Origin of the sequence: Burkholderia sp. Bp9090, assembly GCF_003857985.1 — a bacterium.
Classification (GTDB): Bacteria; Pseudomonadota; Gammaproteobacteria; order Burkholderiales; family Burkholderiaceae; genus Burkholderia.
Genome location: NZ_QTPV01000001.1, coordinates 128300 through 141148 on the forward strand (window position 1 = coordinate 128300; position 12849 = coordinate 141148).

Annotated in this window: 10 protein-coding genes; 7 read left to right on the forward strand and 3 right to left on the reverse strand. The window is 68.3% G+C overall.

All coding sequences use genetic code 11. From position 1 onward, the window contains the following. The first annotated feature begins 170 nt into the window (after window positions 1-170). The 4 genes from DIE16_RS00555 to DIE16_RS00570 all read left to right on the forward strand — a co-directional run bounded on the left by DIE16_RS00555 (window position 171) and on the right by DIE16_RS00570 (window position 6035). Window positions 171-908 carry a gluconate 2-dehydrogenase subunit 3 family protein gene (locus tag DIE16_RS00555; RefSeq protein ID WP_124484955.1) on the forward strand — a complete coding sequence of 246 codons (738 nt, stop codon included), beginning with the start codon at window positions 171-173 and terminating at the stop codon, window positions 906-908. Further along, the gene (locus DIE16_RS00560) at window positions 908-2686 is read left to right on the forward strand and encodes a GMC family oxidoreductase (protein ID WP_124570039.1); all 1779 of its coding nucleotides are present in this window, start codon (window positions 908-910) and stop codon (window positions 2684-2686) included. Before DIE16_RS00555 ends, DIE16_RS00560 begins: the two co-directional genes overlap by 1 nt. Further along, window positions 2683-4110 carry a cytochrome c gene (locus DIE16_RS00565; protein ID WP_124891597.1) on the forward strand — a complete coding sequence of 476 codons (1428 nt, stop codon included), beginning with the start codon at window positions 2683-2685 and terminating at the stop codon, window positions 4108-4110. The genes DIE16_RS00560 and DIE16_RS00565 overlap by 4 nt, the downstream gene beginning before the upstream one ends. Before the next feature lie 209 nt (window positions 4111-4319). After that, complete coding sequence (locus tag DIE16_RS00570) at window positions 4320-6035, forward strand: cation:proton antiporter (RefSeq protein WP_124891598.1); 1716 nt, start codon at window positions 4320-4322, stop codon at window positions 6033-6035. Between the two features lie 195 nt (window positions 6036-6230). Here the strand turns inward: DIE16_RS00570 and DIE16_RS00575 are convergent, their stop codons facing one another. Then, window positions 6231-8123 (reverse strand): penicillin-binding protein 2, encoded by a 1893-nt coding sequence (locus DIE16_RS00575; protein WP_124891599.1) that lies wholly within the window; start codon window positions 8121-8123, stop codon window positions 6231-6233. A 399-nt stretch (window positions 8124-8522) separates the two neighbouring features. Then, window positions 8523-8870 carry a DUF3564 family protein gene (locus DIE16_RS00580; protein WP_044842963.1) on the reverse strand — a complete coding sequence of 116 codons (348 nt, stop codon included), beginning with the start codon at window positions 8868-8870 and terminating at the stop codon, window positions 8523-8525. A gap of 640 nt (window positions 8871-9510) precedes the next feature. Here DIE16_RS00580 and DIE16_RS00585 point away from each other — a divergent pair. Further along, window positions 9511-10722, forward strand: coding sequence for an SDR family oxidoreductase (locus DIE16_RS00585; RefSeq protein ID WP_124484950.1), 1212 nt, complete (start codon window positions 9511-9513; stop codon window positions 10720-10722). 82 nt (window positions 10723-10804) lie between these two features. Here the strand turns inward: DIE16_RS00585 and hpaR are convergent, their stop codons facing one another. Then, window positions 10805-11245 carry a homoprotocatechuate degradation operon regulator HpaR gene (gene hpaR, locus DIE16_RS00590; protein WP_044842965.1) on the reverse strand — a complete coding sequence of 147 codons (441 nt, stop codon included), beginning with the start codon at window positions 11243-11245 and terminating at the stop codon, window positions 10805-10807. Window positions 11246-11398: 153 nt separating this feature from the next. Here hpaR and DIE16_RS00595 point away from each other — a divergent pair, with 153 nt between their 5' ends. Both DIE16_RS00595 and DIE16_RS00600 read left to right on the forward strand, forming a co-directional pair. After that, the gene (locus DIE16_RS00595) at window positions 11399-12088 is read left to right on the forward strand and encodes a fumarylacetoacetate hydrolase family protein (RefSeq protein ID WP_124484949.1); all 690 of its coding nucleotides are present in this window, start codon (window positions 11399-11401) and stop codon (window positions 12086-12088) included. Next, on the forward strand, window positions 12085-12849 hold the full coding sequence (locus tag DIE16_RS00600; RefSeq protein ID WP_124665822.1) for a fumarylacetoacetate hydrolase family protein: 765 nt from the start codon (window positions 12085-12087) through the stop codon (window positions 12847-12849). Before DIE16_RS00595 ends, DIE16_RS00600 begins: the two co-directional genes overlap by 4 nt.

The following is a 12849-nucleotide window of genomic DNA, read 5'->3' on the forward strand; positions in this document are numbered from 1 at the left end:
GGCTGCATGACGGGCGCCACCGCGCAGTGCGCGGCCGGCGCCTGCATCGAGCTTGCTCGCAACATCGCAAGAAAGGACGGCCGGCCGCGCGCGGCATGGCTGCCGTGTCGGGCATGCCGCATCCGGAATGCGGTTCCCGAATCACGCTCCCCAACGATCAACATCCGACCATGTCCACGCCACCCGACAAACCCAACTCGCGTCGCCGCTTCCTGCGCACGTCGGTCGCGCTCGTGCCGATCGCGTCGGTCGCCGGTTGCGACCTGCGCTCGTCGTCGTCCTCGACCGCGGCCGGCAATGCCTCCACTGCGTCGGCCGGCGCCGAACGCGCGCCGTACAAGCCGACCTTCTTCGATGCGAAGGAGTGGGCGTTCGTCCAGGCCGCCGTCGACCGGCTGATCCCGGCCGATGCCGAAGGCCCGGGCGCGCTCGAATCGGGCGTGCCCGAATTCATCGACCGCCAGATGGAAACCCCGTACGCGCACGGCGCGACGTGGTACATGCAGGGGCCGTTCCAGCAGGGCGTGCCCGAGCTCGGCTACCAGCTCAAGCTCGTGCCGCGCGACATCTACCGGCTCGGCATCGCGGCGGTCAACCGCTATTGCGAAAAGGCCCACGGCAAGGCGTTCGCCGACCTCGATTCGCCGACCCGCGACACCGTGCTCGGCGAACTGGAAAAAGGCGGCGCGCAGATCGACGACGTGCCGTCCGCGGTGTTCTTCGGCCTGTTGCTGCAGAACACGCGCGAAGGCTACTTCTGCGATCCGGTGCACGGCGGCAATCACGACATGGCCGCGTGGAAGATGATCGGTTTTCCGGGCGCGCGCGCCGACTTCATGGATTTCGTCAATCAGAACGGCAAGCCTTATCCGTACGGCCCCGTCTCGATCAACGGGGAGCGCACCTGATGGCCGCAGAAAAGAAGCCGCACGTCGATGCGGTGATCGTCGGCTTCGGCTGGACCGGCGCGATTCTCGCGAAGGAACTGACCGAAGCGGGCCTGAACGTCGTCGCGCTCGAGCGGGGCGAGTATCGCGACACCTATCCGGACGGCGCGTATCCGAACACGATCGACGAGCTGACCTACAACGTCCGCAAGAAGCTGTTCCTCGACCTGTCGAAGACCACCGTGTCGATCCGCCACGGCGTGCAGGACACCGCGCTGCCGTACCGGCAGCTCGCCGCGTTCCTGCCGGGCGAGGGCGTCGGCGGCGCGGGGCTGCACTGGTCGGGCGTGCATTTCCGGATCACGCCCGAAGAATTGCGCCTGCGCAGCCACTACGAAGAGCGCTACGGCAAGAAGTTCATCCCCGAAGGGATGACGATCCAGGACACGGGCGTCACCTACGACGAACTCGAGCCGTATTTCGACTTCGCCGAGAAGGTGTTCGGCACGTCGGGGCAGGCGTACAAGGTCGGCGGCAAGGTGGTCGGCGACGGCAACGTGTTCGAGGCAAACCGCAGCGACAACTTCCCGCTGCCCGCGCAGCTCAATACGTATTCGGCGCAGCGCTTCTCCGACGCCGCGAAGTCGCTCGGGCTGCATCCGTACCGGCTGCCGTCGGCGAACACGTCGGGTCCGTACACGAACCCGTACGGCGTGCAGATGGGGCCGTGCAACTTCTGCGGCTACTGCAGCGGCTACGCGTGCTACATGTACTCGAAGGCATCGCCGAACCTGAACATCCTCCCGGCGCTGAAGCAGGTGCCGAACTTCGAGCTGCGCTCGAAGTGCCACGTGCTGCGCGTGGACCTCGACGACACGAAGAAGCGCGCGACGGGCGTCACCTACGTCGACCCGGCCGGCCGTGAAGTGCACCAGCCGGCCGATCTCGTGATCGTCGCCGCGTTCCAGTATCACAACGTGCACCTGCTGCTGCTGTCGGGCATCGGCAAGCCGTACGACCCGATCTCGGGCGAAGGCGTGGTGGGCCGCAATTTCGCGTACCAGAACCTGTCGACGATCAAGGCGTTCTTCGACAAGGACACCTACACGAACCCGTTCATCGGCGCGGGCGGCAACGGCGTCGCGGTGGACGACTTCAACGCGGACAACTTCGACCACGGCCCGCTCGGTTTCGTCGGCGGCTCGCCGCTGTGGGTGAACCAGGCCGGCGTGAAGCCGATCAGCGGCATCGCGACGCCGCCCGGCACGCCGCAGTGGGGCGCCGCGTGGAAGAAGGCCGTGAAGGACAACTACGCGCACACGATCTCGATGGACGCGCACGGCACCAACATGTCGTATCGCGACGTGTACCTCGACCTCGATCCGACCTATCGCGATTCGTACGGCCAGCCGCTGCTGCGGATGACGTTCGACTGGAAGGACAACGACATCAGGATGGCGCAATACGTGACCGGACAGATGAAGAAGATCGCGGAGGCGATGGGGCCGAAGGCGATCGGCGTGTCGACGCGCGAGTTCGGCAAGCACTTCGATTCGCGCGCGTACCAGACGACCCACCTGGTCGGCGGCGCGATCATGGGCACCGACCCGAAGACGAGCGTGCTGAACCGCTACCTGCAGTGCTGGGACGTGCACAACGTGTTCGTGATGGGCGCGTCGGCGCTGCCGCAGGGCATCGGCTACAACCCGACCGGGATCATCGCGGCGCTGGCCTACTGGTCGGCACGTGCGATCCGCGAGCAATACCTGAAAAATCCCGCCCCGCTGGTGACCGTATGAAGAGGACAGTGAACCACCACAACGCCGCGCGCCGGATTTCCCCGCTGCGGCGCGCACTGGCGATCGGCACGGCATGGGCGGCGTTCGGTCTCGCGGGCGGCGCCGCGTTCGCGCAGCCGGCATCCGCGCCCGCCGCGGCTTCGGGCCCGGCCGCCGCACCGGTCGCGCAGTCTGCCGACACCAACCTCGTCAAGCGCGGCGAATATCTGGCCCGCGCGGGCGACTGCATCGCGTGCCACACCGCGAGCGGCGGCAAGCCGTTCGCGGGCGGGCTGAAGTTCGACACGCCGATCGGCGGCATCTACTCGACGAACATCACGCCGGACCCGAAGACGGGCCTCGGCGGCTGGACGTATGAGGACTTCACCCGCGCGGTGCGCGAGGGCGTGCGCAAGAACGGCGACACGATGTACCCGGCGATGCCGTACCCGTCCTATGCGCGCCTGACCGACGACGACATGAAGGCGCTGTACGCGTACTTCATGCACGGCGTCGCGCCGGTCGAGCACGAGAACCGCGCGGTCGACATCGTGTGGCCGCTGTCGATGCGCTGGCCGCTGACGTTCTGGCGCAAGATGTTCGCGCCGGCGCCGAAGCCGTTCGATGCGGCGCCGTACACCGATCCGGTGGTCGCGCGCGGCGCGTATCTCGTGCAGGGGCTCGGCCATTGCGGCGCGTGCCACACGCCGCGCGCGGCGACGATGCAGGAACGCGCGCTGACCGACGCGGGCGGCCTCGACTTCCTGGCCGGCGGCGCGGCGATCGACGGCTGGGTGCCGACGAGCCTGCGCGGCGAGCCGCGCACCGGGCTCGGCACGTGGAACGAAACGGAGATCGTGCAGTTCCTGAAGACCGGCCGCACGCTGCGCACGGCCGCGTTCGGCGGGATGACGGACGTGGTCGGCCACAGCATGCAGCACATGAGCGACGGCGACCTGACCGCGATCGCGCGCTACCTGAAGACGCTGCCGCCGCGCGTGCAGGGCGAGCAGCCGCACGTGTACGACGCGGCCGCGGCGAAGGCGCTGCAGACCGGCGACGCTAGCAAGCCGGGCGCCGCCGTCTATCGCGACAACTGCATGGCGTGCCACCGCAGCGACGGCCACGGCTACACGCGCGTGTTCCCGGCGCTCGCCGGCAACCCGGTCGTGCAGGGCGACGATCCGACGTCGCTGATCCACGTCGTGCTGGAAGGCAGCGCGCTGCAGGGCACCCATACGGCGCCGTCGACCTTCACGATGCCGCCGTTCGGCTGGCGCCTGTCGGACCAGGAAGTCGCGGACGTGTCGAACTTCGTGCGCACGAGCTGGGGCAATACGGGCGCGCCGATCACCGCCGCGCAGGTCGCGAAGGTGCGCAAGGGCACGCCGTCGACGCGGCCCGAGCCGCCGCCGGGCGCGCGGTTCCCGCAGGCGTCGCGCTGACGCACGCGGCGGGGTATCCGGCCCCGCCCGATCGATCCGCCTCGCGGCGCCCACCGGCCCGCGGGGCGTGTTCCGCCCGCCCGGGGTTGTACCCCGCAATGGCGTGCCGACGCGTGAATTTTTCGCCGTGGCGCGCCAATTTTTCGCCTCATCCCTTATCCTTCCATTCTTGAACCTTACTAAATCGTTACAAGGACTCGGGAGGGGGGATGCCTCATGACATCAGCCTGATTGCGTTGCTCGCGGCCGGTTTCGGTCTCGCGATGATCTTCGGTTACCTCGCGTCGCTGCTGAAAATGCCGCCGCTCGTCGGCTATCTGCTCGCCGGGATCGTGATCGGCCCCGGCACGCCCGGTTTCGTCGGCGACCTGTCGCTCGCGCAGCAGCTCGCGGAAGTCGGCGTGATGCTGCTGATGTTCGGCGTCGGCCTCCATTTTTCGCTCGGCGACCTGCTTGCGGTGAGGAAGATCGCGCTGCCGGGGGCCGTCGTCCAGATTACCGTCGCGACGCTGCTTGGCGGCGGGCTCGCGCTCACCTGGGGCTGGAGCCTCGGCGCGGCGCTCGTGTTCGGGCTCGCGCTGTCGGTCGCGAGCACGGTCGTGCTGTTGCGGGCGCTCGAGGGGCGCGGGCTCGTCGAGACGGTCAACGGACGCATCGCGGTCGGCTGGCTCGTCGTCGAGGATCTCGTGATGGTGCTCGTGCTCGTGCTGCTGCCGCCCGTCGCGGGGCTGCTCGGCGGTACGCCGCCCGGCGATGCGCACGCGGCCGGCGGCAGCGTGTGGGGCACGCTCGGCGTCACGATGCTGAAGGTCGCCGCGTTCATCGCGCTGATGCTCGTGGTCGGCAAGCGCGTGTTCCCGCGCATCCTGTGGCTCGTCGCCCGTACCGGTTCGCGCGAACTGTTCACGCTGTGCATGATCGCCGCGGCGGTCGGCATCGCGTTCGGCGCGGCAAAGCTGTTCGACGTGTCGTTCGCGCTCGGCGCGTTCTTCGCCGGGATGATGATGCGCGAGTCGGAGTTCAGCCGGCGTGCGGCCGACGAGACGCTGCCGCTGCGCGACGCGTTCTCGGTGCTGTTCTTCATTTCGGTCGGAATGCTGTTCGACCCGAAGGTGCTGCTCGCCGAGCCGCTGCATGTGATCGAGGTCGCGGCGATCGTGCTGATCGGCAAGACGCTCGCGGCGGTCGCGCTCGTGATCGCGTTCCGCTATCCGCTGAACACCGCGCTGACGGTCGGCGCCGGCCTCGCCCAGATCGGCGAGTTCTCGTTCATCCTCGCGGGGCTCGGCCGTGCGCTCGGGCTGTTGTCGGCCGAGGGGCAAAGCCTGATTCTCGCGGTCGCGCTGATCTCGATCGCGATGAACACGCTGCTGTTCGCGATGATCGATCCGGCGCTCGCATGGATCCGCAAGCATTCGGCGTTCGCGCGCAAGCTCGAGGCACGCGACGATCCGCTCGCCGCGCTGCCGATGTCGACGCCGCAGACGCACCTGACCGGCCAGGTCGTGATCGTCGGCTACGGCAAGGTCGGCACGCGGATCGCGCATGCGCTGGACGAGCGCGGGATCGCCTATGTCGTCGTCGAGCAGAATCGCGAGCTCGTCGAGAAGCTGCGCGCGGGCGGCGTCGCGGCCGTGTCGGGCGACGCGATCGAGCCGATCGTGCTCGTGCAGGCGCATATCGCGCGCGCCGGGATGCTGGTCGTCACGCTGCCGGACGTATTCGACGTGCGGCAGATCGTCGAGATCTCGCGCACGCTCAATCCGGCGCTGGAGGTCGTGCTGTGCACGAACAGCAGCGACGAGGCCGACCTGCTGTCGAGCGAGGGCATCGGCATCGTGTTCATGGGGGAGAGCGAACTCGCGCGCGGGATGACCGAGCACGTGCTCGGCAGGATGGCGAAGCCGGTGGCGGCCGCGCATTGATGGTTAGCGGCCGGGATCGCTCGGATCGACAGGATCGCCGCGACTGCGCGGATCGCCGGGATTACAGGATTGCGCCGGCCTTTCGGAACGGCGCGTGCGGCGGGTTCTACGTAGCGAACGGCCGATCTCGATCGGTCAGGCGACCTGTTCGCCGCCGCGCCACGCCCCGGCGACTCCACCAGCACCCAGGCGGCTTCAGCCCGCCGCCCTCGTCTGTACGGCCGTGCCGGCTTGCGCGGCCGTTTTCACAGGTGCCGACGCCTGTTGCCCGGCTGCCGTCTTCGGTTGCACGGCGGCCTTCGGCGCCGCGACCGTCTTTTGCGGCACGGCAGCCTTGAGCGGCGCATTCGGCGTCGGCTCGACCGGCGCGTCCGGCGGCACGCCGAGCAGCTGCAGCGAGCCGCTCGTGACCGACGAGAACACCGGGCCGGCCACCGTGCCGCCGTAATAACCCTTGCCGCGCGGCTCGTCGATCATCACCGCGACGATCAGGCGGGGGTTGCTCATCGGCGCCATCCCCGCGAACAGGGCGCGGTACTTGCCCTTCGCATAGGTTGCGCCGACCTGCTTGCGCGCCGTGCCCGTCTTGCCGCCGATCCGGTAGCCGTCGACGCGCGCGCGGCGCCCCGTGCCGCCTTCGCCGACGGCCGACTCGAGCATCGAACGGATCGCCGCCGCGGTCTGCGGCGACGTCACGCGATGGCCGCGATGGGCCTCGATCGTCTGCGGGTCGGAACCGTTCCTCAGCAGCGACACAGGGTGCAGCGTGCCGTCGCCCGCATAGGCGGTGTAGGTCTGCGCGATCTGCAGCAGCGACATCGACAGCCCGTAGCCGTACGCCATCGTCGCCTGCTCGATCGGCCGCCAGCGCTTGTAGCCGCGCAGGCGACCCGACGCGACGCCCGGGAACGTCAGTTCCGGCGCGCGGCCGATCCCGTATTCCTGGTACTTGTTCCAGATCGTTTCGGCGGGAAGGTTCAGCGCAAGCTTCGCGAGCGCGACGTTGCTCGACTTCTGCAGTGCCTGCGAGACGGTGAGCGAGCCGTGGTTCGACGTGTCGTGGATCACGGCCGGGCCGATCTTGTAGGTGCCCGGCGACGTGTTGATGATCGTGTTCGGCGTGACCTTGCGCTCGTCGATCGACAGCGCGACGACGAGCGGCTTGATCGTCGAGCCCGGCTCGAACGTGTCGATCACCGCGCGGTTGCGCAGCTGCTGGCCCGTGAGGCGTGCACGGTCGTTCGGGTCGAAGGTCGGATAGTTCGCGAGCGCGAGGATTTCGCCGTTCTGCGCATCGAGCACGACGACGCTGCCGGCCACCGCGTTGTTCTCGAGCACCGCGGCCTTGAGCTGGCTGAACGCGAGTTGCTGGATCCGCCGGTCGATCGTCAGTTCGATCGTCGCGCCGTGCTGGGCGGGCACGAGCGGGCGCGTGTCGGACACGATGCGGCCGAGCCGGTCGCGGATCACCTCGCGCTGCCCGGACGTACCCGACAGCCGCCCGTTCGCCGCGAGTTCGACGCCTTCCTGGCCCTTGTCCTCGACGTTGGTGAAGCCGACCACGTGCGCGGCCGATTCGCCCTCCGGATAGAAGCGCTTCGAATCGGCGATCTGCGTGATGCCGTCGATTTCGAGCTTGCCGAGCCGGCTTGCGGTCTCGGCGTCGATCTGCCGCTTGAGCAGCACGAACGTACGGTCGTTGCGCAGGCGGCGCTTCACCTCCGCGAGCGGCATGTCGAGCAGCTTCGCGATCTGCGGATAGTCGATTTCGGCGACCTGTTTCGGGTTCGCCCAGATTTCATAGGTCGACAGGCTGACCGCGAGCATCGCGCCGTTGCGGTCGACGATGCGCCCGCGCATCGCGTCGAGCTCGATCGTGCGCTGGTAGCGCTTCTGGCCTTCCCCGACATAGAAATCCTGGTTCGCGACCTGCACCCAGAACGCGCGTCCGATCAGCGCGGCGAAACCGAGGGACACCATGATCACGACCAGCTTCGAGCGCCACATCGGCAAGCGCGACGCGAGCATCGGGTGCTTGGTCGCGGCGGCGTACGGATCGGCGGGGTGGGTCTTCTTTTTCACGCGCATGCAAGGGCCGGGTCGGGCCGCCGGACGGCGGCAAGTCAGTCGGAATAATGTGATTGTAATAAATGAGTAAACGTCGTGTGGGGAAACTGTGCTTCGGCCCCGTAAAAGATGCGCGTCGGCGGCCGGGCTTCGGGCGGAAAAGGCGGGAACGAAGGCAGGAACGAAGGCGGGAACGAAGGCGGGGACGGCGGCGCGGGCATTGCCCGATGTCGCCGCCGAATCGGAATGGCGCGGCGGTCGTGACCGCGGATGCGACTCAATCAACCCGGCCCCGATTATTTTCGGGACGGAAAAATAAAAACGCCTCGAAGAGAGGCGCCGTTATTTCTGAATATCGAAATGAATATCACGGAAACCGGAATAAACCCGAAAACCGCAGAGGATTGCCGTCAAAAATACCTATCGCGCGACGGAAATGAATTCGTGGTATTCCGGCTCCGCCGTGGAGCGATCGACCGCCTGCAGGCGCCACGCGCCGTCGGGGTGCTCGCCGGCGAGCACCGCGGGACCTTGTTCGCGCTGCATCGCGCTGAACGACAGGCCCTTCAACTGGCACACGGCATTCCCGCTGTCGGCGGCGCAGAGGGCCATCGCGCCTTCCACGTCCCGAACCTTGCCCCAGGCCGGGAGATCGATGCCCTGGTGTGCCTCGCGCGACCACAGCCGCTCGTCGGTATCGACCCACAACACCGCGTACGAGTGCCGGGTTGCCGATTCGCTGCCATTAATCCGGATAGTGAGGCGCATTGGAACGTCTCCTGGAAAGTAGAAAATGACACATTCGACCGATTTGGTTTGGATAGTCTAGATAGACTGCAGTGAAACGCAAGCGATAATCCTCAATAAATCCGCATTGTGTCTATTGGTGTCTCGGATGAAAGGACGTCTGACGATACGCGCGGATTCCGGCCCCGCGCGCAAACGCAGACGACACCGCGATCTGCGTGCCGCGGCCTCGCTCCGGGTCGGCCCGGGATATGCGATGACTAGGCTGGGGCGCGTCGATGTGTCGCGCCGAAGCGCTGGCCCGCAGCACGCCGGCGAACCTCCGTCGCAAGCTGCCCGACCGGGCGTTTCACCGAGTTGACGAGCCGGCCGGCACGACACACCCCGACATTCGTGCACAAATCCACACACTTTCACGAAACTTTCAGGACAGACTTGCGGACGATCCGGCCCCACACTTTGATTTTCCCGATCCTGCGCCGCGGACGTCCGTCCGTGGCGGGCCGCCGCCTCGTGTCAGAGACGCGATCGACGCGATCGCGGGCCGCAGCCGGTCGGGACTGCCGGGGCGAGCGTCGGCCCCGGCCCGGCCGACCGCCGTGCGCAGCGCCGCGATCCGGGGCTGCCGCGCCGTCCGGCCGATTCTTCGAAGGAGACTATCGTGCTGATCTGGAAAACCGCGTTGTCGCTCAACTGGCGCACGAGCCTCGTGTCGCCGGCCAGCGCACCGGTCGCGGCGGCCAACGTCGGGCGGCTGGTGCTCACCGGCGCCACCGGCTTCATCGGCAGTACCGTGCTGACGGCGCTCGTCAACGCAGGCTTGCTCGAGCGCATCGTGTGTGTCGTGCGCGCCGGGAATCGCGGCCATGCGGTCGCGCGTTTGCGTGAAGCGGCGTTGCGCGCAGGGCTCGCGCCATACTGGGCATCGCGTCTCGGCGACGCGAACGTGGTCGTCGGTACACTCGGCGACGTGTGGCAGGGCGCCGACGCGCCGCGTCTCGCCGGCGCGACGCACGTGATTCACTGCGCGGGCCACGCGTCGCCGGCCGACGGCACGCATCTGCGGGCCGACCTCGCCGATTCGCTGCGCTTTGCCGAGCGGTTCGCGCACGCACCGCAACTGCAGCGTTTCGTGTACGTCGGCACCGCTTACGCGCATGCGGGCCGCGGCGGGATCGTTTACGAGGAAATGGCGGGTGCGGCGGCGAGCGACGCGGCGCAGGGCAGCGACGGGCTGCACGGCGCGGTGCTCGCGGCCGGCTACCTGCAGGCGAAGGCGGAAACGGAGCAGCGCCTGCGCGCGCTCGGGCTGCCGCTCGTCGTCGTGCGTCCGTCGCACGTCGTCGGTCACACGGTGCTCGGCACGCGGCCCGCGCCGAACTCGTTCTGGATGTTCCGCGTCGCGCACGCGGCGCGCCGCTTCACGGCACGGCCGATGACGCGCATCGATATCGTGTCGGTCGACGACGTCGCACGCGCGACGATGCTGCTGGCCGTGAAGCCGACGCTGATGCACGACGTGTACCACGTGTCGGCCGGCGACGAGGCGCCGCAGGTCGCGCAGATCGTGCGTGCGATGGACGAGGCGGCCGGCATGACGGGCGCGCCGCGTTACGCCGCGTGTGCGCCGGCCGACCTGCCGTTCGTGGTGCGCGACGTGCTCGGGCGGTCCGATCCGGCGCTCGAGCGCGTGATCGGCCGGGCGTTGCAGCGTGGCGCGGAGTTCGCGACGGTCGATCGCGTGTTCGACAACCGCCGCGTGCGCGACGAAATCGATTTCGAGCCGCTGCCGTTCATCGATTACGTCGAGGAATGCATGCGCACGTCCCGCGGCGTCGCGGTGACCGAACTGATGCGCGGGGCGCTGCACTGACGGCCCGCGCGATCCGCGGCTTGCCGGTTCCCGGGTTCGGGTTCGCCCGCCGCCGCTCGCCGCGGTCCGGCCGCGGCAGGCCCTACGACGCGTTGCCGAGTTCGATCAGCCGGTCGAGCGCGCGGTAGATGTCGTCCAGGCCGTCCTGGCCGAAACGCGCTTCGAGCTGGCGATACTGCTCGTCGATGCGTGGGCCGATTTCGGTCACGAGCTTCCTGCTTTGCGGCGTCAGGCTCACCAGCAGCCGGCGCTGATCTTCCTGCGCGCGTGTGCGCGTGATCAGGCCGTCGCGCTCCATCCGCTCCAGCACGCCGGTGAGGCTCGGGCTGAGGATGCAGCAGCGGCGCGCGATCTGTCCCGCTTCGAGCGCATTCGCCGGCTCGCCGTCGAGCACGCGGATGATCCGCCATTGCTGTTCGGTCAGCGCGAATTCCTTGAGAATGGGGCGGAACAGGCCCATCAGCGTTTCGCGGGCCTCGAGCAGCAGCATGGCCAGGTTGCGATGGTCGAGCGTACGGTTCATCGGGGGTGGGGAATGGACGGGGACGCATCAATCTTAACAGCCGACGGTGCTGAATTTCATGTATCAGGGTAATCGCGGTTGCCAGCGTCCGATTGTTTACTTAAGATGTTAACTATTGACGATGCGCCGCGACGCGCGGCAGGGGAATGACGCATGGAGCTGTCTTGCAGGACCGCCGCGGCGCCGCCGCTGCCGGTCGCCATCGGTACCGTCTACGGTGCGCTGCTCAACGAGCGCGCCGCACTCGACGCGCTCGGCGATGCCGTGCACGCACCGCCTTACGGTCGTCCGCCGCAGGCGCCGATCCTTTACATCAAACCGGCCAACACGCATGCGGCCGATGGCGCGGCCGTCGTGGTGCCCGCGGGCGTCGATGCGCTGGAGATCGGCGCGTCGCTGGCCGTCGTGTTCTCGCGGCGCGCAACGCGCGTGCCGGCCGCGCAGGCGCTCGATTACGTGCACGGCTTCACGCTCGCGAGCGACGTGTCGGTCCCGCATCCCGATTACTACCGTCCGGCCGTGCGCTTCAAGTGTCGCGACGGCTTCTGCCCGCTGGGCCCGGCGATCGTGCCGGCGGCCGCGCTCGGCGATGTCGACGCGATCGGCCTGACCGTGCGGATCGACGGCGACGCCGTGGTGTCCGCGTCGACCGCCACGCTGATCCGCCCGGTGCGGGAACTGATCGCCGACGTGACGGCGTTCATGTCGTTCGACGCGGGCGACGTGCTGCTGCTCGGCGTCGCGGGTCGCGCACCGCGTGCCCGCGCGGGCAGCACGATCGAGATTACCGCCGCCGGCATCGGCACGTTGCGGCATACGCTGATTGCGGAGGAAGCACGATGAAGACGGCGCGCGTGATCTACAACGGCGCACTGCATGCGGCCGAACCGGCCGGCGACGGCGCGATCCGCCTCGACACGGGCCGCGTGGTCGCCGAGGACGTGGTGACGTGGCTGCCGCCCGTCGCGCCGCGCACGACGTTCGCGCTCGGCCTCAACTACGCGGACCACGCGAAGGAACTCGCGTTCAAGGCGCCGAGCGAGCCGCTGATCTTCCTGAAGGGGCCGAACACGTTCATCGGCCACCGCTCGCGCACCGTGCGCCCGGCGGACGCGACGCACATGCACTACGAGTGCGAACTGGCCGTCGTGATCGGCCGCCCGGCGCGCAACGTGAGCCGCGCGCAGGCGCTCGACCACGTCGCGGGCTACACGGTCGCGAACGACTACGCGATCCGCGATTACCTCGAAAACTACTACCGCCCGAACCTGCGCGTGAAGAACCGCGATACCTGCACGCCGCTCGGGCCGTGGTTCGTCAGCCGCGACGAGATCGGCGACGCGGGCGACCTGACGCTGCGCACGACGGTGAACGGCCGGGAGACGCAGCGCGGCAGCACGCGCGACATGATCTTCGACGTGCCCGCGCTGATCGAGCACATCAGCAGCTTCATGACGCTCTCGCCGGGCGACCTGATCCTGACCGGCACGCCGGAAGGGCTGGCCGACACGAAGCCCGGCGACGAGGTGGTGACCGAAATCGAAGGAATCGGCCGGCTCGTGAACACGATCGTCGGCGAAGCAGACTACTATCGCGCCGGCTGA